Raw genomic sequence first — 18761 nt, 5'->3', positions numbered from 1 at the left:
CAATCAAGGAAGCAGCAACAAGCTTCCCGTCGTCCGTCCGGCCTCCAGGTCGGCGTGGGCCTTCCCCACGTCCTCCAGCGCGTACTCGCCGCCGATCTCGACGGTGAGGTCGCCGCGCTCGATCGCGCCCAGCAGGTCGGCCGCCGCCGCGCGGTAGCGGGGAACGTCCGTGACATAGGCCATGACGCTGGGCCGCCACAGGGCCAGGGCCCGCTTGCTCAGGTCGGCGACCACGACCGGCGGGACCGGGCCGGCCGCCTGGCCGACATTGACCACCATGCCGAACGGCGCGACGGCGTCGAAGGTTCGGCGCAGGTAATCGCCACCCAGGCCGTCATAGGCGACATCAACGCCCCGGCCATCGGTCAGGGCCAGGGTCTGGGCCACGAAGTCGGCGTCGCGGCCGACGATCACCTCGGCCGCGCCCGCCGCCCGGGCGACTTCAGCCTTGGCCTCCGAACTGACCGTGCCGATCACCGTGAGGTCCATCCGCCTGGCCCAGCGGGTCAGAAGCTGGCCCAGACCGCCGGCGGCGGCGTGGACCAGGATGGTCGAGCCAGGCGTCGCCGGGCGCGGGCCGCGCAGCAGCATCTGGACGGTGAGGCCGCGCAGCATGGCGCCCGCCGCGACCCGCGTGTCGACGCCGTCCGGCAGCTTGATGGCGCGCGACGCCGGCAGGTTGCGGGCCTCGGCGTAGCCGCCCATCGGCGCGCCGGCATAGGCGACGCGGTCGCCGGGCGCGAAGCCCTGGACGCCGTCGCCCACCGCCTCGACCACGCCGGCGCCTTCGACGCCGAGCACGGTCGGCAGCGACAGGGGGTAGAGGCCGGTCCGGTAATAGACGTCGATGAAGTTGACCCCGGCCACGTCATGACGGACCCGCAGTTCGCCCTCGCCGGGGGCGGGGAGCGGACGGCGCGCTGGCTGAAGCTGTTCGACGCCGCCCGTGCCGACGAGTTCGATGGTGCGGACCATGGATTAATTCTCCTTCTTGAGCTCCAAGGTTCGCATGTCGTCCAGTCTCCGAAAATTCCGTGAGATCGCACTCCATTTGTGCGAAAATGCACGGATGGATTGGGAAGACCTTCGCCACCTCGCCGCCGTCGGGCGACAGGGCTCGCTGTCGGGCGCCGCGCGGGCGCTGGGCGTCGACCATGCCACGGTTGGCCGCCGGGTCGCCGCCCTGGAGGCGCGCACCGGCCTGCGGCTGCTGGAGCGGCGCGGCCGGGGCACGGCCCTGACCGAGGCGGGCGAGCGGGTCGCGGCCCTGGCCTTCGACATGGAGGACCGGGCGCTGGCGGTCGAGCGCCTGGCCCAGGCCGAGCGCCAGCCGCCGGCGGCCGAGGTGGTGGTCAGCGTCCCGCCGTCCCTGGCGATGTTCATGCTGGCCGAAAGCCTGGTCGAGCTGCGCCGCGCCCGGCCGTCGATCACCGTCACCCTGCGCGGCGAGGCCTCACTGGTGTCGCTGACCCGGCGTGAGGCCGACCTGACGCTGCGCCTCCAGGCCCCGAGCGAGCCGACCAGCGTGGCGCGCAAGGTGGGCGAGATGGCCTACGGGCTCTATGCCGCCGCCGACTATCCGCACGAACCCGACGGCGACTGGTCGCTGGTCAGCTACGACGCCGAGATGGATCGCCTGCCGCCGCAGGAATGGCTGCGGACCTTCGCGGCCGGTCGACCGGTCAGTTTCCGCAGCAACGACATGAGCATCCTGATGCCGGCGGCGCGGGCCGGGCTGGGGGTGGTGATGCTGCCGTGCTTCCTGGCCGACGGCGATCCGGGGCTGCGGCGCTGGTCGAGCGCCGCGCCGCCCAACCGGGGCCTGTGGCTGGCCATGCACGAAGACCTGCGCCGCTCGGCGGCGGTGCGGACGGTCGGCGACCATCTGGCGGCCGTGATTCATCGCGAACGCGACCGCCTGCTTGGCGTCTAGCGCGCGTTTGCTTCTCGTTGAAGCGCGCCAGTCCCAACGCCGTTTTCCCGGCGAAGGCCGGGACCCAGATTCATCCAGAGCGGCTCGTGGGTTTCACCTGGGCCCCGGCCTTCGCCGGGGAAACGGAGAAAGCTGGGATTCAGAGGCGAAAAGTCGGACTCTAGCGCGGCGCCAGTTTGACCAGGACGACGTCGTTGGCGCGCATCGGGACCTGGAGGCTGGTCGCGCCCGACTTGCCGACGCTGAGGGTCTGGGTTTCCGGTCGATCCACCGTCAGGGCGTTCAGGTCCCGCACCTGCTGATCGCTCAGCGTCTTGGGCGAACCCAGTTCCAGATAGGCCGTATAGGCGTCGTTGGCCTTGAAGCCGGTGCGGAAGATCTGGACGTCATACCGGCCAGGCTTCAGGCCCCGGAGGTCCAGGCTGACGGGCTCGACGTCCCGCGTGGGCTGAACCTTGGTGTAGTAAGGGCGGTTGCTGACCGCCTGCACCGGCTGGCGGAAGTCCCAGATCACAGCTTGCACGCCGTCGCCGTCGGTGGTGGCCCAGGTCTGGGCGTCGGCGACCTTGATCGCCTTGTCGCCCAGCTGGTTCAGGTACTTGTAGGCGAACCAGGCGGGCTTGCGGATCCCTTGCGGATTCATCAGGCCGAAGCCGCCCTCGAAGGGCGCGGACGGCGGGCCGGGTTCCTCGAACAGATCGCTATAGGTCCAGTAGCTCATGCCTTGCAGCAGGCCCTGGCTGGCCTTCAGCTTGCTCAGGATATAGGGCGCGCTGACATAGGAATCGTGGACCGGGTCGCGCGGCGTGTAGCTGGTGCTCCATTCGGTGAAATAGAGCGGCAGACCGGGCTTGGACGACGCCTCGATCTCCTGGCGCACGCGGCGCACGTCGCCGACGATCGCGTCGGGAGAGGGTGACAGCTTGGTGTCCTGCTGGCCCTTCTCGTCGAGGAAACCGCCGTCCACGCCGTAGGTGTGGGTGGTGATGAAGTCGACCGGCGCGCCCGAGGCCTCGACATGGCGGATGAATTCGGGTGTCCAGGCCGCGCCCGCCGTCGAGGGGCCGCCGACCTTCAGCGCGGGATCGATGGCCTTGATGGTCCGCGCCGTCAGGTCATAGAGCTCGAAATAGGCCTTCTGGTCGGCCTTCTCCCAGAAACCGTCGAGGTTGGGCTCGTTCCAGACCTCGAAATACCAGGATCGCACCTCGGCCTCGCCATAGCGTTGTTGGACGTGGCGGACGAAGGCGTCGACCAGGCCGGCCCATTGCTTCGGGTCGGGGTGGGAGGTGTTGCCCTTCCACCAGAAGATCGTCTGGTTCGAGGTCTTCATCGCGTCCGGGGTGAAGCCCAGCTCGACGAAGGGCTTGATCCCGATCTTCAGCAGGCGGTCGTAGAGTTCGTCGATCTTGGTCCAGTCATAGACCGGTTTGCCGTCGACGACGCGGTAGGTCCCGAGCACGTCATGGAAGATCGCGTGGAAGCGGATATAGCGGAACCCGAGCTCGTCGCGAGTCGTCTTCAGTTGGGCCAGGCTGTCCTCGCGCAGCAGGGTGCCGGGATAGTCGGAGCCGATCGACAGGTCGTGGAAGCGGTCTCGCGGGACGGTGGGGGCCTGGGCGTCGATCGCGACATGGCGGGTCGGGACCTTGTCGCCGGCGACGGCCGCCGATCCGGCCAGCAGGACGGCCAGGGCTGACGCCAGGAGGCTGGCGTGAAGCCCCGTCGTGACGCGCGATCTGTCGGTGATCTTCATGGCCTTGCGACGCTCCCGAAGTTCCTGCCCAAACCGCCCCGGCGCTGTTCGTCGTCCAAGGTGCGGCGATGTGAGCGCTACCATCATTTTGCCGGCGACGTACAGAGGGCGATCGCGCCGAGGGTGTGATCATGCGTGACGGCCGTCACATTCGCGAACCGCTCGCAATGAAACACGCGCCCTCAAGCCCTTTTCCGGCAAAAACTCGGCGTCTGACTCTTCCGTCCCGCGCCCGCCTGAGCTAACCACACCGCTCTATTCGGAAGGCGTACCATCATGACCAAGAACCCCGACGGCAGCTGGGACAAGTCCAAACTCCCGAGCCGGCACGTGACCGAGGGGCCGGCCCGCGCGCCGCACCGCTCGTATTACTACGCCATGGGTCTTGGCACCCGCGAGATCGCCCAGCCATTCGTCGGGGTGGCCTCGTGCTGGAACGAGGCCGCGCCGTGCAACACCGCCCTGATGCGCCAGGCGCACGCCGCCTCGCAAGGCGTCAAGGCGGCCGGCGGCACGCCGCGCGAGTTCTGCACCATCACCGTCACCGACGGCATCGCCATGGGCCACGAGGGCATGCGCTCGTCCCTCGTCAGCCGCGACGTGATCGCCGACTCCGTCGAACTGACCATGCGCGGCCACGGCTATGACGCCCTGGTCGGGGTCGCCGGCTGCGACAAGAGCCTGCCGGGCATGATGATGGCCATGCTGCGCCTCAACGTGCCCAGCGTGTTCCTGTACGGCGGTTCGATCCTGCCGGGCCGCTTCCAGGGTCGCGACATCACCGTCATGGACGTATTCGAGGGCGTCGGCGCCTATGCCGCCGGGACCATGGACGCCAAGACCCTGTGCGAGCTGGAGCAGCACGCCTGTCCGTCGGACGGCGCCTGCGGCGGCCAGTTCACCGCCAACACCATGGCCTGCGTGTCGGAAGCCATCGGCCTGGCCCTGCCGCTGTCCTCGGCCCTGCCGGCGCCTTATCTGGACCGCGACCAGTACGCCGTGGCCTCGGGCGAGGCGGTGATGCGGCTGATCGAGCAGAACATCCGGCCGCGCGACATCTGCACCCGCAAGGCGTTCGAGAACGCCGCCGTCGTCGTCGCCGCCACCGGCGGTTCGACCAACGGCGCCCTGCACCTGCCGGCCATGGCCCATGAGTGCGGCATCGAGTTCACCCTCAAGGACGTGGCCGAGATCGCCGCTCGCACCCCCTACATCGCCGACCTGAAGCCCGGCGGCCGCTACGTGGCCAAGGACATGGGCGAGGCCGGCGGCGTGCCGATGCTGCTGCGCACCCTGCTGGACGCCGGCCTGCTGCACGGCGATTGCATGACCGTGACCGGCAAGACCCTGGCCGAGAACCTGGCCGATGTGGTCTGGCGCGACGACCAGGACGTGATCCGCCCGGTCTCCAACCCGCTGTCGCCGACCGGCGGCGTCGTCGGCCTGTGGGGCTCGCTGGCCCCCGAGGGCGGCATCGTCAAGGTGGCCGGCCTCAAGCACCAGGTGCATCGCGGCCCCGCCCGGGTGTTCGACGGCGAGGCGGCCTGTTTCGAGGCGGTGTCGAACCGCGACTACAAGGAAGGCGACGTCCTGGTCATCCGCTACGAGGGCCCCAAGGGCGGGCCGGGGATGCGCGAGATGCTGTCGACCACGGCCGCCATCTACGGCCAGGGCGTCGAGAACATCGCCCTGATCACCGACGGCCGCTTCTCGGGCGCCACGCGCGGCCTGTGCATCGGCCATGTCGGTCCGGAAGCGGCGGCCGGCGGCCCGATCGCCCTGGTCCAGGACGGCGACATCATCAGCATCGACGCCACCAAGGGGACGATCGACCTGGAGGTCGAGGCCGACGAACTGGCGCGCCGCAAGGCCGCCTGGAAGCCGCGCGGGACCGACTACAACAGCGGCGCGATCTGGAAGTTCGCCCAACTGGTCGGTCCGGCCTATCTGGGCGCCGTCACCCATCCGGGCGCGGCGGCGGAGACCCACGTCTACGCGGATATCTGAGAACGCTGGGCGGGCGAGCGCCCGCCACGCCGGCATGGCGCCCGAGGGAGCGTCATGCCGGCTTCAGCCCCACTTCATCTCGCCGGTGGCGACCTTGGCGCCGACCTGCAGCGCCACGCCCATGCCCGCATCCGGATAGCGGGCGGTCATCGCCGCGATCAGGGCGGCGCTATCCTTGGCCTTGGCCAGTTCCTGCTCGAAGACCAGCAGGTAGTCGCGGGTGTAGGCGAGAGCGGCCTGACCGGTCGGCGCCGACGGCGTCATGTGCCCGGGCACGACCACGGCCGGGGCGCGGGCCAGCATGGCGTCCAGTTCCTTGACCCAGGCCGCGCGGGCGTCCGCGCCGGCGGTGTCGGCGGTCCAGACGTGCACGCCGGAGAACACCAGCACGCCGCCGAAGACCGCCGACAGCGACGGCGCCCAGAGGTAGCGGCGATTGGCCAGGCCCTGGGCCGGGACGATCTGGATCGCCTGGCCGTCGACGGCCAGATGGTCGCCGTCGAACGCTGTCGGCATGACGATGTCGGCCAGGGTCTTGGGGCCGTTGTCGCCCAACTGCGGCCCCCAGGTGGCGAGCTTCTTCTCGACACTGGCCTGGATCGCCGCGATCGTCGCCGAGGCGGCGAGCACCCGCGCGTCCGGGAAGGCGGCCTTGATCGGGTCCAGGCTGAAATAGTAGTCCGGATCGCTCTGGCTGACATAGATCGCGGTCAGCTTGCGACCCGTGGCCTTGATCGCCTCGACCAGGGCCCGGCCGTCGGAGAGCGTGAAGCCGCCGTCGATCAGCAGGGCGTCGGTGGGCCCCCAGACCAGGACCGGCGCCCGGAAGAAGCCGTTTTCACCGGCGGGGAAGGCTCGCCATTCCAGCTTGGCGCCGGCGGCCAAGGCGTCGCCCTGGCCCGCGAGGGATGCGGCCGCGCCGCCTGCGATCATGGTCATCGTCTGTCTCCGAGTCGGCGTCAGGGGCGTAGGCATGAGGGCGGCTCCAGGTCCGCGGCCAACATGCGCCTCGTCGATTGCAATTCGCAGACCGGGAAAATACACCTTCTGTATGCCTCAAGCATACAATCAGCGTGACGGCGCCAAGCGCGGGATCAACAACCTCAAGCGCCTGGCCTATTTCGCCGAGGTGGTCGAAACCGGCTCGTTCACCGCCGCGGCCGAGCGCCTGGGCATCACCAAGGCCGTGGTCAGCCAGCAGGTCGCCCGGCTTGAACAGGCCTTCGAGACGACCTTGCTGGTGCGCACCACCCGCAGCGTCCGTCCGACCGAGGAGGGCCGCGCCTTCTATGAACGTTGCGCCCGCATCCTGTCCGAAGCCCAGGAGGCCTTCGACGGGCTGGAGGGCGAGGACCGCACGCCGACGGGCATGCTGCGCCTGACCGCGCCCTTCGACTACGGGGTCGCCGTGGTCGTTCCGGCGATCGCCGAATTTCATCGGCGCTTTCCTGCCTGCACCGCCGATCTCGTGATCAGCGACCGGACCCTCGATCCCGTCGAGAAGGACATCGAACTGGCGATCCGGGTCGGCTGGCTTGCCGACAGCAACCTGCGGGCGCGGCGCATCGGATCGTTCCAGCAGGTGCTGGTCGCCGGTCCCGAACTCGCGGCGTGCCTGGGCGACGACGACGAACCCGGCCAGATCGCCCACCTGCCGTTTGTCGCCAACAGCGTCCTGCGCGATCCGCTGGGCTGGACCTTTTCCAACAGCGAAGGACAGCAGCGGGCGGTGCGGGTGTCAGCCACGCTCGCCATCGACGCGACCCTGGGGGTCCTCGAGGCGGTGCGGGCCGGGGTCGGGGCCTCGGTGCTTCCGGACTTCGCCGTCGCGACGGATCTGGCGAGCGGCCGCCTGACGCGGTTGCTGCCCGCATGGGGCCTCGAGAGCGGCGGCATCTACGCCGTCACGCCGGCCACCCGCTTTCGCCGCGCCCGCGTCACGGCCTTTCTCGATATATTGGTCGAGTGGGAACGGCGTCGCGTGCAGGCGCAACAGAGCCGCTAGATCGGCCGCCCGTCAGTCGTCCTCGTCCAGGTCGAACGGCAGTTCGTCCTGATCGCCCCTAGGCGGACGGGCGGCCTTCGAGACTGGCTTGTAGGACTTTTCGGCGAAGGGCGACGGGGCGTCGTCGAGGTCGTCGTCCCACGGAGCCTCCATCGGGTCGGCGGTGGTGTCGATCTCGTCGAACAGCGGAGCGGTGGCGGTCGGGCGGGGCGCCGTTGCCGTCACGGCCTCGAGCGCCGGCTGGTAGGGCTTGGGAGCCGGCTGCGGCCGCGCGATCTCCGGCTCGGCCGGCGGACGGGCCTGGACGGCGGCCTGGGGCTGCGCCTTGGGAGCCAGGGGCCGGCGGACGATGGCGTCTGCCCGCAGCAGCCAGCGGTTGGCCTCCTGGATGGCGTCGGCCGGCGAGCGGGTCTCGCGCCGTTGCTGGTCGCCGTCCACCCACAGCTCCAGTTCGAAGTCCGGGTGGCGCGGATCGTCGAAGATCAGCTTCAGGGTCACCTGGGCGGCCTGCTGCACGATCTGGTCGATGGCCCGGCGCTGCTCGCCCCGGAACACCCGACCGATCACCTGGCCGTCGACCGACAGCTCGGCGCCCATCAGCTCGTCGATGCGATAGAGCAGGCACCAGGCGCCGCTGTCCCAGGCGACGGCGGCCTGGTTGGTCGTGAAGTTGAAGCCCGCTCCGCGCCCACGTCCCCGCGCGACGATCACCGTCTCCGGCGCGCCCTTCAGCACGTGGCGCAGGGCGCGGCGGATCCGGCGGTCCTCGTCCATGAACCAGATCGCGGCGCTGCCCAGGAACGTCACGGCCGAGGCCGAGATCGTCACCAGCAACATGAGACGCCAGAGTTCACTCATGGGATCAGGCTAGCGAGAGTCCCTGTTTGGGGCCAGAGGGCGGCGCTACAGCGCGAGTTCGGCGACCACGGGAACGTGGTCCGACGGCTTTTCCTTGTCGCGCTCGTCGCGGTGGATCGTCACCCCGGCCAGCTTGTCGGCGGCCTGCGGCGACAGCAGCAGATGGTCGATGCGGATGCCCAGGTTTCGCGGCCACGCGCCGGCCTGGTAGTCCCAGAAAGTGTAGCCGTGCGGCGCGCCGTCGGCCTGCATGTAGGCGTCGACCAGGCCCAGGTTCTTCAGCGCCCGGAACGCGCCGCGGCTCTCGGGCTGGAACAGGGCGTCGCCCAGCCAGGCCTCGGGATTGGCCACGTCCTCGACCTCGGGGATGACGTTGTAGTCGCCGGCGATGAGCAGCGGCTCCTCCAGAGCCAGCAACCCCTGGGCGTGGGCGTGGAGCCGGCGCATCCAGGCTAGCTTGTAGTCGAACTTCTCGGTGCCCAGCGGATTGCCGTTGGGCAGGTAGATGCCGGCGACGCGGACGGGCTTGGGGGCGGCGATCACCGCCTCGATGTAGCGCGACTGCTCGTCGACCTCGCCCTCGTGCAGGAAGGGCAGGCCGCGCCGCACGTCCTCCAGCGGATATTTCGAGAGCAGGGCCACGCCGTTGTAGGTCTTCTGGCCATGGACGGCGACGTTATAGCCCAGCCGTTCAAAGGCTTCGGTGGGGAACTTCTCGTCGACGCACTTGATCTCCTGCAGCACCGCCACGTCGGGCGCGGCCGATTCGAACCACTCCAGGACTCTTTCCAGGCGGGCGTTGACGGAATTGACGTTCCAGGTGGCGATGCGCATTGACGGCTCCAGTCGGCGGCGGGAGGCTAGGGCTCATGGGCAAGGCGCTCAAGTCGGGGTTCCAGATTTCGCGACGCAACCGGCTTTTGCTGCTGGTTCTGGCGACGATGGCCCCTGGCCCTGGCCGGCGCGGTAGCCGCGGTCCTCACGCCCTTGGCTTGGGCGGCCGTGACGATGACGGTGCTGCGGTTCGTGTTGGCTTAGGGCGGCAAGCCTTCTACTCAAGCTTTCGCCGAGCCGCCTTCTTGGGGTGGGTGAAGGCCGGCATTAGCGAGCCTCAGCCGCAGTATCCGCGTCCATTCACTGCGCTCGTCTTGGAGCGTATCCCAGAGCGGCCAGCAGAGTGCGGACTCGATGGCGTGCAGAACAGTCCAGTTGAGCCCGAATGCGGTATCACCTCCCTGCGGGAGCAAGGACAACAAGGCGCGAACGTCCTCTTCCGACAGAGGAGCGGCAAGGGCGTCAAGTTCCTTGACGGCGGCATCCAATTGTTCGGCGCGAAGATCGTCAGACAGGGTGTTGCTGATGGCAAGCAAGCCCTTCACCGCGTCCTGAACCATACGCACTCCCATTTCACGGCGCGATAGCGTCGGAATTCAGATCGAGAAGCTGACGCCGCAGCCGCAGCTGGACTTGGCGTTGGGGTTGCGCACCTTGAACTCGGCGCCGGCCAGTTCGTCGACGAAATCGATCTCCGAGCCCTTCAGCAGGGCCAGGGAGATGACGTCGACCAGGGCCGCGGCTCCGTCGCGCTCGACTCGAAGGTCGTCGGCCTCGGCGGCGTCGACCAGGTCGAAACGGTACTGGAAACCCGAGCAGCCGCCGCCGTCCACGGCGACGCGCAGCATCACCGGATGGCCCTCGGCCTCCGAGATCGTGCGCAGCCGGCGGGCGGCGTTGGGAGAAAGCGTTACGGTGGTGTCGGTCATGGCTGTGGAAAACCCGTGCTTGGCCTATATGAGGGTGTCCGCGCCCCAGGGAAAGGGGGCGATCAGCAAAGGCCGCCTATGTCGTCGTCTCCGTTCCTCGTTCCGCGAGCCCCCTATGCCGAAGATCCGGCCAAGTCGCGGGGACGCCGCTTCCCGGAGGACGAGAGCCGCACGCGCACCCCGTTCGCCCGCGACCGCGACCGCATCATCCACACCTCGGCCTTCCGGCGGCTGAAGGAAAAGACCCAGGTGTTCGTCGCCCACGAAGGCGACAACTTCCGCACCCGCCTGACCCATTCGCTGGAAGTGGCGCAAGTTGCGCGTTCGCTAGCGACCGCGTTGGGGCTGGACAGCGACCTGGCCGAGACCATCGCCCTGGGCCACGACATCGGCCACCCGCCGTTCGGCCACGCCGGTGAGGACGAACTTCAGGCCAAGATGGCCCCCTATGGCGGCTTCGATCACAACGTCCAGACCTTCCGCGTCGTCACCGAGCTGGAGCGCCGCTATCCGGACTTCGACGGCTTGAACCTGACCTGGGAGACCCTGGAAGGGATCATCAAGCACAACGGCCCGGTGACCGAAAAGCTGGGCAAGCCGTCCTGGAAGGCGATCTCCAAGTACGACGGCGAATACAAGCTGGGCCTCAACACCTGGGCCTCGGCCGAGGCCCAGGTCGCGGCCCTGGCCGACGATATCGCCTACAACAACCACGACGTCGACGACGGGGTCGAGGCGGGGCTGTTCACCCTGGACGAGCTGATGGACGTGCCGCTGATCGGCCCGATCCTGGCCGCCGTGCGCAGCGAGCGCCCGGACCTCGACCTGCGCCTGACCCGGCTGGAGGCCGTGCGGCGGATGATCGGGGCGATGGTCGACGACGTGATGGGCGAGACCCTGAAGCGGGCCGCCGCCACCGGCGTGCAGACCGCCGACGAGGTGCGGGCCCTGGACCACGCCCTGGTCGCCTTCTCGCCGGACATGGCCGAGGACCTGGCCCGGCTGCGCCAGTTCCTGCACGCCCGGATGTACCGCCACTGGCGCGTCAATCGGACGCGGAGCCAGGCCCGCCGCATTCTGGCCGAGATGTTCAGCCTGTTCTTGGCCGAGCCCGACGTCCTGCCGTCGGAATGGTTCGCCCGGTCGCAGAATCGCGACGAGGCCGGCCGCGCCCGCGTGGTCTGCGACTATATCGCGGGCATGACCGACCGTTTCGCCATCGAAGAGCACCGGAAGTTGTTCCAGTTGGACGTCTGGAACTAGTCCAACTTTCGCCGGCGGTTCTGGGTAGGCTCGGGCTTCGATAAACTGCGGTCGCGCGCGTCTGATTCGCCCGTCTGGGACGATCCGCGCGCTGGAATTCTGGAGCCTCGACGCGAATGTCCGATCCCCACCGCGGCGCCTATACGCCGCCCACCGATGCGCCGCTCTCGTTCGACGCGCGCCAACCGGTTCGCGGCTCGCGGCCCCTGCCCATGACCCTGATCCTCAGCGCCGTGGTCCTGGCCACGCTGGTGGTCGCGGTGCTGCTGATCTATCGCGGCGGCGTGCGCGGCCAGGGCGAGCCGCCGCGCACGGTCGGCGAGCCCGTCGCCGCGATGAAGTCCGCGCCGCCGGCCGGCGCGACCCAGCCGACCGATCCGGCCGCCGGCCTGCAGATCTACAAGAACGAGACCCCCGAGGCCTCGCCGACCTTCGCCGCCCAGCCCGAGACGCCGTTGGCCCGTCCGGTCGCGCCGCCGCCGACCGCGCCGGTCCAGACCGCGACCCTGGCCCCGGCCAAGCCCGCTCCGGTCGGCCCCAGCGCGCCCATCTCGGCCGCGCCCGCCGCCAAGCCCCCGGCGGTCAAGCCTCCCGCCAAGCAGCCGACCATCGAAGGCCTGGCCACCGCCGCCGTCTCGCCCCGGTCCGCGCCGCCGGTCGCCAAGCCGACGGTCGTCGCGACCAAGCCCGCGGTCGCCGCCTCGGCCGGCGGCCCGGCCAGCGTGCAGATCGGCGCCCTGTCCTCGACCGCTCTGGCCGACAAGGCCTGGTCTGACGCCGCCCGCATCGCGCCGGGCCTGGCGGCAGGCAAGGGCAAGAAGGTCGAGGCGATCGACAAGAACGGCGCCACCCTCTACCGCACCGCCGTCACCGGCTTCGCCAGCCGCGCCGACGCCAAGGCGTTCTGCGACGCCCTGAGCGCCGCCGGCAAATCCTGCTTCGTGAAGTAAGGGAGTAGGGCGCTTGGCCATTTCCGCCGCCATCCTCGGCTGCGCCGGGACCGCCCTGCTGGCGGAAGAGGCCGCCTTCTTCCGGGACGTGAAGCCGTGGGGCTTCATCCTCTTCCGGCGCAATATCGAGAGCCCTGACCAGGTGCGGGCCCTGACCGCCGCCCTGCGGGCCACGGTGGGCCGAGACGACGCGCCGATCCTGATCGACCAGGAAGGCGGCCGTGTCGCCCGCCTGCAGCCGCCGCACTGGAAGACCTACCCGCCGGGCCGCGCCTATGGCGCCCTGGTGGCCAACGACCCGCTGGTGGCCCGCGAGATCACCCGCCTGGGCGCGCGGCTGATCGCCCACGACCTGACGTCGCTGGGCATCAATGTCGACTGCGTGCCGGTGCTGGACGTGCCCGATCCGAAGGGTCACGAGATCATCGGCGACCGCGCCTATGGCGACACGCCCGAGCAGGTGGCGACCCTGGGCCGGGCGGCGGCCGAGGGCCTGCTGGCCGGCGGGGTGCTGCCGATCATCAAGCACATCCCCGGCCACGGCCGGGCGATGTCCGACAGCCACCTGGAGCTGCCGGTGGTCAAGGCCAAGCTGGCCGAGCTGGAGGCCCGCGACTTCGCGCCGTTCCGCGTGCTGTCCGACATGCCGATGGCGATGACCGCCCACGTGGTCTACACGGCCATCGACCGTGGCCGCCCCGCCACCACCTCGCGCAAGGCCATCAAGAAAATCATCAGGGAATCCATCGGCTTCGACGGACTTCTGATGAGCGACGACCTGTCGATGAAGGCGCTGTCGGGCGACTTCAGGCAGCGCGCCAAGGACAGCCTGTCGGCCGGCTGCGACGTCGTCCTGCATTGCAACGGCGACATGGCCGAGATGAAGGCTGTGATGTCCGGCGTCGGCAAGCTGTCGCGCGAGGCCAAGCGCCGGGTGCAGGCGGTGATGGCGCGGATCGTAAAGGTCCCCGAGCCGCTCGACGTCGCCGAGGCCCGCGCCCGCTTCGACGCCGCCTTCAATGGACAATTTGCGTGAGCACGGGCTTCCAGCCCACCCTCGACTTCGAGGCCGCCGACGCCGCGGCCGAAGACGGCGCGGCCCTGGTCATCGACATCGAGGGCTATGAAGGCCCGCTGCACGTGCTGCTGGCCCTGGCGCGCAGCCAGAAGGTCGACCTGCTGCAGCTGTCGATCACCAAGCTGGCCGAGCAGTACCTGGCCTTTGTGCAGCAGGCCCGCCGGGTGCGCTTCTCGCTGGCCGCCGACTATCTGGTGATGGCCGCCTGGCTGGCCTATCTGAAGTCACGCCTGCTGCTGCCCAAGCCCGAACGCCCCAAGGCCGAGGAGCCGCCGGCCGAGGAGATGGCCGCCCAGCTGGCCTTCCGCCTGGCCAAGCTGGACGTCATGCGCAAGGCCGTCGAGGCGCTGAAGGACCAGCCGATCCTCAAGCGCGACGTGTTCATGCGCGGCGATCCGGAGGCGGTGAAGATCGTCTCGTCGACCCGCTTCGAGGGCGACCTCTACGCCCTGATGACCGCCTACATCACCCAGCGCAAACGCGAGCACGGCCGCCACTACGCCCCGCGTCCGCCCCAGGCCTATCCGCTGGAGGACGCCCGCGACCGCTTGCGGACCCTGCTGCCGGCGATGGCCGACTGGACGACCCTGTCGGGCGTCGCGCCGGTCGACCAGCACGAGGAAGACCCCGACGGTCCCAGCCCGGCCAGTTACCTGGCCTCGACCCTGGCCGCCAGCCTGGAGCTGGTGAAGGAGGGCGTCCTGGAGGCCCGGCAGATGGAGGCGTTCTCGGACGTCTACCTGCGGACGCGGACGACGCCGTTGGAGGCGATCACGTGAGTTCCATTCTCAAGGTCCTCCCCCCGTGGGGGAGGCGGCCCGAATGGGCCGGTGGGGGGAGCGCCCCCACCTTCGCAGGTTCCCCCCACCGATCGCTGCGCGATCGCCTCCCCCAAAGGGGGAGGACCTCGTCATGACCATCGACCCTCTCTTCACCGAGCGCTGCATCGAGGCCCTGCTGTTCGCGGCGGCCGAGCCGCTGAGCGTCGCCGACCTGGCCAAGCGCCTGCCGGAGGGCGCCGACATCGAGCGGGGCCTGGCCGACCTGGCGGTCCGCTACGCCGGCCAGGGCATCGAGCTGGTCCAGGTGGCCGGCCGCTGGCGCTACCAGACCGCCGCCGACCTGGCCTTCCTGATGACCGAGGAGCGCGAAGAGCCGCGACGCCTCTCCAAGGCCGCCCAGGAGACCCTGGCGATCATCGCCTACCACCAGCCCGTCACCCGGGCCGAGATCGAGGCCGTGCGCGGCGTCCAGGCCAGCCGGGGCACGCTGGACGTGTTGCTGGAACTGGGCCTGGTCAAGATGCGCGGCCGCCGCCGCACGCCGGGCCGCCCGGTGACCTTCGGCACCACCGACGCCTTCCTCGAGCACTACGGCCTGGCCACCCTGGCCGACCTGCCGGGCGTCGCCGAGATGCGCGCCGCCGGCCTGCTGTCGCTGGACCTGCCGCCCGGCTTCTCGGTGCCCGACCCGATGGGCCTGCGTCCCGGCGAGGACGAGGACCCGCTGGACGGCGACGAGGCGCCCGAATTCGCGCAGGATTTCCTGGGGGACAGTTGAGGTCCGATAGCATTGGCCCCCCGCCGCGCGACGGCCTATATTGTCTGGGATATTGTAACGACACGCCGCACCGGCTAATGGGCCGCTGTCGCAAGGAGCATCGTCGTCATGGGTAGCATGAGCTGGATCCACTGGGTGATCGTGATCGCGGTCGTCGCCCTGCTGTTTGGCGGGCGCGGCAAGCTGTCCGGCATCATGGGCGACGCGGCCAAGGGCATCAAAGCTTTCAAGGACGGCCTGAAGGACGACACCTCCGACGAGGTCTCGGCCAACAAGTCGACGGGCGCCCTGCCGCGCACCGAGGCCGAAAAAGAAGACCTGCGCAAGTCGTAGGAGATACGTCGCGCCGCCTTTCCCGAGCAGGGGAGGGCGGCCGTTTCACTTCGCGCGCTGGCCTTCGGCCGCTCGCTCTAAGGCGCGTCCATGCTCCCTGATATCGGCGGCACCGAACTCCTGGTCATCGCCGCGGTCGCTCTGATCGTGGTCGGGCCCAAGGACCTGCCGGTCCTGCTGCGCAAGCTTGGCCAGTTCGTCGCGCGCATCCGCGGCATGGCCAACGAATTCCGCGCCAGCTTCGACGAGATGGCCCGCCAATCGGAGCTCGACGAGCTGCGCAAGGAAGTCCAGGCCATGCGCGAGGGGCAATACACCGCCCCGATGCGCGACGCCGCGTCCCAGGCCGGCGACGCCAGCCACGTCGACCAGGTGTTCGCCGACATCGACGCCAGCCTCAACAGCGGCGCGGTGCAGGTCTCGCCGCACGCCGCCTACCAGGCCGCGGACCCGACGATCCATCTGCCGGAGCCGACCGTCGAGATCGTCTCCAAGCCAGCCCGCAAGCCGCGCGCCGCCAAGCCCGCGCCGGCCCCGGCCCCCAAGCCGACGGTCGAAATCGTCTCCAAGCCCAGGCGGGCCGTCGCCAAGGCCGACAAGACCGACATCTCGGTCCCGGCCAAGCCGGCCCGCAAGCGCGCGCCAAAATCGGACATCGCCTCGTGACCAACGCCATCGGACACGATCCGGAAGACGAGATCGAAGCCTCGCGCGCCCCGCTGATGGACCACCTGATCGAGCTGCGCATGCGGCTGATCATCTGCGTCGTCGCCCTGTTCCTGGGTTTTGGCCTCTGCTTCGCCTTCGCCGACCAGATCTTCCTGTTCCTGGTCAAGCCGTTCACTGTGGCCCAGCAGCTGCTGGCCGCCCAGAAGGCGTCCGGCGGCCACCATGGACCGTTCGACCTGCTGCTGGCCCTGGTGGGGCTGAAGGCCATCCCGGTCGGCGACGTCAAGACGCTGGGCCTGGTCTATACGGCCGCCCTGGAGTTCTTCTTCACCAAGCTGAAGCTGGCCGGGTTCGGGGCGGTGGTCCTGACCTTCCCGGTGCTGGCCTGGCAGCTGTACCGTTTCGTGGCCCCGGGCCTCTACAAGAACGAGCGCGGAGCGTTCCTGCCGTTCCTGCTGGCCTCGCCGCTGATGTTCTTCCTGGGCGCGGCGCTGGTCTATTACGTCATGCTGCCGTTCGTGCTGTGGTTCTCGCTGAGCCAGCAGATCACCACGGCCGGCATTTCGATCCAGCTGCTGCCCAAGGTCAGCGACTACCTGACCCTGGTGACCACCCTGCTGCTGGCCTTCGGCCTGTGCTTCCAGCTGCCGGTGGTGGTGTCGCTGCTCGGCATGGCCGGCATCCTCTCCAGCAAGATGCTGCGCGAGGGCCGCCGCTACGCCATCGTCGGCGTGTTCATCGCCGCCGCCATCCTGACCCCGCCCGACCCGATCAGCCAGATGACCCTGGCGATCCCGATGTGCCTGCTCTACGAGATCTCGATCTGGTGCGTGTGGCTGATCGAACGCCGCAAGGCCAAGGACGAGCGCGAGGCGGGCAAGGACGTGGTGGCGGTTTAGTTTCCTTTCCACCCGCGGCTGTCATCCCGGACGAGCGCGTAGCGCGAAGATCCGGGACCGCCGGAAGCGCCGAGTTCACGCGTCGGTCCCGGATCTTCGCTTCGCTACGTCCGGGATGACAGCCCTGTGTACCCGCGTCCCGACACCACGCTTGGCGCCCCCGCCGACGCGCCTTAGAGAGGTCCGTTCCCGCCGACTTCTCCCCCGAGCGCTCCCGATGCACGACATCAAGGCCATCCGCGACAATCCCGAAGCCTTCGAAGCCGCCTGGTCGGCCAAGGGCCGTTCGGGCGCGGCCGACCAGGCGGTCAAGCTGGACGCGGCCCTGCGCGCGGCCCAGACCGCCCTGCAGGAGGCCCAGGCCAAGCGTAACGAGAGCTCCAAGCTGATCGGCATGGCCAAGGCCAAGAAGGACGAGGCCGAAGCCGCCCGCCTGATGGCCGAGGTCGAGCATCTGAAGGAGGTCATGGCCTCGGCGGCCAGGACCGAGGCCGAGGTCGGCGGCGAACTGCGCGACCTGCTGGCGGCCCTGCCCAACATCCCCGCCGCCGACGTGCCGCCGGGCGAGGACGAGGCCGGCAATGTCGAGATCCGCCGCTGGGGCGACGCCTCCAAGCTGCCGGCCGGCCGGCTGAACGCCCCCAAGGACCACGTCGACCTCGGCGCGGCCCTCGGCGGCATGGACTTCGAAGCCGCCGCCCGGATGTCCGGCGCCCGCTTCGTGGTGCTGAAGGGCCAGATCGCCCGGCTGGAACGGGCGCTCGGCCAGTTCATGCTGGATCTGCAGACGGTGCAGAACGGCTACACCGAGGTGTCGCCGCCGCTGCTGGTCAAGGACGAGGCGCTGTTCGGGACGGGGCAGTTGCCGAAGTTTGAGGAAGATCTTTTCTTTTGTGGGAACGTGGCGGAGGTCGAGGCCGGTGTCGCAGATGCGATCGCCTATCTTGATCAAGCCGACCCCGTGACCACTTCGGGAGGCGGAATTCTTTCCGAAATCGCGGCCCAGAACGAGCTTCGAGGAATACGCGAGATCGTGCTTCGGCGCTCTCGCCACTGGCTCATCCCCACCGCCGAAGTCTCGCTGACCAATATCGTCCGTGAGCAGATCACCGACGAGGCCGAGCTGCCGCTGCGGATGACCGCCCTGACCCCCAGCTTCCGCTCGGAAGCCGGCGCGTCGGGCCGCGACACCCGAGGCATGATCCGCCAGCACCAGTTCTACAAGGTCGAGCTGGTGTCGATCACCACGCCCGACCAAAGCGAGGCCGAGCACGAGCGCATGGTCGGTTGCGCCGAGGCGGTGCTGAAGGCGCTGGAGCTGCCGTTCCGCACCATGCTGCTGTGCGCCGGCGACATGGGCTTCGGGGCGCGCAAGACCTACGACCTCGAGGTCTGGCTGCCGTCGCAAAACACCTATCGCGAGATCAGCTCGTGCTCCAACTGCGGCGACTTCCAGGCCCGGCGCATGGGCGCCCGCTTTAAACGCGCCGGCGAGAAGGGCGCGCACTACGTCCACACCCTCAACGGCTCGGGCCTAGCCGTCGGCCGCACCCTGGTGGCGGTGCTGGAAAACTACCAGGACGAGACCGGGCGGATCACGGTGCCGGAGGTGCTGGTTCCGTACATGGGCGGCGTGACGCACATCGGGGGGGAGGCGTGAACACCACTTTTACCAAAAACGTCTGTC

19 protein-coding genes are annotated in these 18761 nt (G+C 69.3%); 12 read left to right on the top strand and 7 right to left on the bottom strand.

Annotated features, from left to right (window positions below):
* Positions 1-3 precede the first annotated feature (3 nt).
* Positions 4-975: a quinone oxidoreductase gene (locus ASD79_RS16040; protein WP_056723388.1), complete on the bottom strand. Its 972-nt coding sequence runs from the start codon at positions 973-975 to the stop codon at positions 4-6.
* A 94-nt stretch (positions 976-1069) separates the two neighbouring features.
* Between ASD79_RS16040 and ASD79_RS16035 the strand changes: the two genes are divergently transcribed.
* Positions 1070-1933 (top strand): LysR family transcriptional regulator, encoded by an 864-nt coding sequence (locus ASD79_RS16035; protein ID WP_056723385.1) that lies wholly within the window; start codon positions 1070-1072, stop codon positions 1931-1933.
* A gap of 160 nt (positions 1934-2093) precedes the next feature.
* Here the strand turns inward: ASD79_RS16035 and ASD79_RS16030 are convergent, their stop codons facing one another.
* Complete coding sequence (locus ASD79_RS16030; protein ID WP_156400543.1) at positions 2094-3689, bottom strand: beta-xylosidase; 1596 nt, start codon at positions 3687-3689, stop codon at positions 2094-2096.
* 276 nt (positions 3690-3965) lie between these two features.
* Between ASD79_RS16030 and ilvD the strand changes: the two genes are divergently transcribed.
* Entirely contained in the window at positions 3966-5696 is a 1731-nt protein-coding gene (gene ilvD, locus ASD79_RS16025; protein WP_056723383.1) for a dihydroxy-acid dehydratase, read from the top strand.
* A 63-nt stretch (positions 5697-5759) separates the two neighbouring features.
* Here the strand turns inward: ilvD and ASD79_RS16020 are convergent, their stop codons facing one another.
* Entirely contained in the window at positions 5760-6635 is an 876-nt protein-coding gene (locus tag ASD79_RS16020) for an MBL fold metallo-hydrolase (RefSeq protein WP_235524483.1), read from the bottom strand.
* 112 nt (positions 6636-6747) lie between these two features.
* Between ASD79_RS16020 and ASD79_RS16015 the strand changes: the two genes are divergently transcribed.
* Positions 6748-7701: a LysR family transcriptional regulator gene (locus ASD79_RS16015; RefSeq protein ID WP_056723379.1), complete on the top strand. Its 954-nt coding sequence runs from the start codon at positions 6748-6750 to the stop codon at positions 7699-7701.
* A gap of 12 nt (positions 7702-7713) precedes the next feature.
* On the opposite strand, the gene ASD79_RS16010 is transcribed toward ASD79_RS16015, so the two are convergent.
* The 4 genes from ASD79_RS16010 to erpA form a co-directional block, all read right to left on the bottom strand.
* Positions 7714-8559, bottom strand: a complete 846-nt coding sequence (locus tag ASD79_RS16010; RefSeq protein WP_056723377.1) for a hypothetical protein — start codon at positions 8557-8559, stop codon at positions 7714-7716.
* A gap of 45 nt (positions 8560-8604) precedes the next feature.
* Positions 8605-9393, bottom strand: coding sequence for an exodeoxyribonuclease III (gene xth, locus ASD79_RS16005; RefSeq protein ID WP_056723375.1), 789 nt, complete (start codon positions 9391-9393; stop codon positions 8605-8607).
* Positions 9394-9614: 221 nt separating this feature from the next.
* Positions 9615-9953: a hypothetical protein gene (locus ASD79_RS16000; RefSeq protein ID WP_056723373.1), complete on the bottom strand. Its 339-nt coding sequence runs from the start codon at positions 9951-9953 to the stop codon at positions 9615-9617.
* A gap of 36 nt (positions 9954-9989) precedes the next feature.
* The gene (gene erpA, locus ASD79_RS15995) at positions 9990-10322 is read right to left on the bottom strand and encodes an iron-sulfur cluster insertion protein ErpA (RefSeq protein WP_056723372.1); all 333 of its coding nucleotides are present in this window, start codon (positions 10320-10322) and stop codon (positions 9990-9992) included.
* Between the two features lie 78 nt (positions 10323-10400).
* On the opposite strand from erpA, the gene ASD79_RS15990 reads away from it, so the two are divergent.
* From ASD79_RS15990 to serS, 9 genes are all read left to right on the top strand, one after another.
* Positions 10401-11585 (top strand): deoxyguanosinetriphosphate triphosphohydrolase, encoded by a 1185-nt coding sequence (locus tag ASD79_RS15990; protein ID WP_007673656.1) that lies wholly within the window; start codon positions 10401-10403, stop codon positions 11583-11585.
* A 116-nt stretch (positions 11586-11701) separates the two neighbouring features.
* On the top strand, positions 11702-12535 hold the full coding sequence (locus tag ASD79_RS15985) for an SPOR domain-containing protein (protein ID WP_056723371.1): 834 nt from the start codon (positions 11702-11704) through the stop codon (positions 12533-12535).
* Positions 12536-12548: 13 nt separating this feature from the next.
* Positions 12549-13571: a beta-N-acetylhexosaminidase gene (gene nagZ / locus ASD79_RS15980; RefSeq protein ID WP_056723370.1), complete on the top strand. Its 1023-nt coding sequence runs from the start codon at positions 12549-12551 to the stop codon at positions 13569-13571.
* Positions 13568-14392 carry a ScpA family protein gene (locus ASD79_RS15975; protein WP_056723369.1) on the top strand — a complete coding sequence of 275 codons (825 nt, stop codon included), beginning with the start codon at positions 13568-13570 and terminating at the stop codon, positions 14390-14392. The genes nagZ and ASD79_RS15975 overlap by 4 nt, the downstream gene beginning before the upstream one ends.
* Before the next feature lie 133 nt (positions 14393-14525).
* Positions 14526-15173, top strand: coding sequence for an SMC-Scp complex subunit ScpB (scpB, locus tag ASD79_RS15970; protein ID WP_056723367.1), 648 nt, complete (start codon positions 14526-14528; stop codon positions 15171-15173).
* A 108-nt stretch (positions 15174-15281) separates the two neighbouring features.
* Positions 15282-15506, top strand: a complete 225-nt coding sequence (locus ASD79_RS15965) for a twin-arginine translocase TatA/TatE family subunit (RefSeq protein WP_007673643.1) — start codon at positions 15282-15284, stop codon at positions 15504-15506.
* A gap of 90 nt (positions 15507-15596) precedes the next feature.
* Complete coding sequence (gene tatB, locus ASD79_RS15960; protein ID WP_056723365.1) at positions 15597-16172, top strand: Sec-independent protein translocase protein TatB; 576 nt, start codon at positions 15597-15599, stop codon at positions 16170-16172.
* Positions 16169-17074: a twin-arginine translocase subunit TatC gene (gene tatC, locus ASD79_RS15955; RefSeq protein WP_056723364.1), complete on the top strand. Its 906-nt coding sequence runs from the start codon at positions 16169-16171 to the stop codon at positions 17072-17074. Before tatB ends, tatC begins: the two co-directional genes overlap by 4 nt.
* Before the next feature lie 217 nt (positions 17075-17291).
* Positions 17292-18734: a serine--tRNA ligase gene (gene serS, locus ASD79_RS15950; protein ID WP_056723363.1), complete on the top strand. Its 1443-nt coding sequence runs from the start codon at positions 17292-17294 to the stop codon at positions 18732-18734.
* Positions 18735-18761: the final 27 nt, after the last annotated feature.

Origin of the sequence: Caulobacter sp. Root655 (genome assembly GCF_001427665.1) — a bacterium.
GTDB lineage: Bacteria > Pseudomonadota > Alphaproteobacteria > Caulobacterales > Caulobacteraceae > Caulobacter.
The sequence above is the reverse complement of the archived record's forward strand: the minus strand, read 5'-3'. Positions and strand labels throughout refer to the sequence as shown.

Bases quoted from the DNA above. Each gene is read 5' to 3' on its own strand.
- ASD79_RS16040 (WP_056723388.1), bottom strand. From the start codon at position 975: ATGGTCCGCACCATCGAACTCGTCGGCACGGGCGGCGTCGAACAGCTT.
- ASD79_RS16035 (WP_056723385.1), top strand. From the start codon at position 1,070: ATGGATTGGGAAGACCTTCGCCACCTCGCCGCCGTCGGGCGACAGGGC.
- ASD79_RS16030 (WP_156400543.1), bottom strand. From the start codon at position 3,689: ATGAAGATCACCGACAGATCGCGCGTCACGACGGGGCTTCACGCCAGC.
- ilvD (WP_056723383.1), top strand. From the start codon at position 3,966: ATGACCAAGAACCCCGACGGCAGCTGGGACAAGTCCAAACTCCCGAGC.
- ASD79_RS16020 (WP_235524483.1), bottom strand. From the start codon at position 6,635: ATGACCATGATCGCAGGCGGCGCGGCCGCATCCCTCGCGGGCCAGGGC.
- ASD79_RS16015 (WP_056723379.1), top strand. From the start codon at position 6,748: ATGCCTCAAGCATACAATCAGCGTGACGGCGCCAAGCGCGGGATCAAC.
- ASD79_RS16010 (WP_056723377.1), bottom strand. From the start codon at position 8,559: ATGAGTGAACTCTGGCGTCTCATGTTGCTGGTGACGATCTCGGCCTCG.
- xth (WP_056723375.1), bottom strand. From the start codon at position 9,393: ATGCGCATCGCCACCTGGAACGTCAATTCCGTCAACGCCCGCCTGGAA.
- ASD79_RS16000 (WP_056723373.1), bottom strand. From the start codon at position 9,953: ATGGTTCAGGACGCGGTGAAGGGCTTGCTTGCCATCAGCAACACCCTG.
- erpA (WP_056723372.1), bottom strand. From the start codon at position 10,322: ATGACCGACACCACCGTAACGCTTTCTCCCAACGCCGCCCGCCGGCTG.
- ASD79_RS15990 (WP_007673656.1), top strand. From the start codon at position 10,401: ATGTCGTCGTCTCCGTTCCTCGTTCCGCGAGCCCCCTATGCCGAAGAT.
- ASD79_RS15985 (WP_056723371.1), top strand. From the start codon at position 11,702: ATGTCCGATCCCCACCGCGGCGCCTATACGCCGCCCACCGATGCGCCG.
- scpB (WP_056723367.1), top strand. From the start codon at position 14,526: ATGACCATCGACCCTCTCTTCACCGAGCGCTGCATCGAGGCCCTGCTG.
- ASD79_RS15965 (WP_007673643.1), top strand. From the start codon at position 15,282: ATGGGTAGCATGAGCTGGATCCACTGGGTGATCGTGATCGCGGTCGTC.
- tatB (WP_056723365.1), top strand. From the start codon at position 15,597: ATGCTCCCTGATATCGGCGGCACCGAACTCCTGGTCATCGCCGCGGTC.
- serS (WP_056723363.1), top strand. From the start codon at position 17,292: ATGCACGACATCAAGGCCATCCGCGACAATCCCGAAGCCTTCGAAGCC.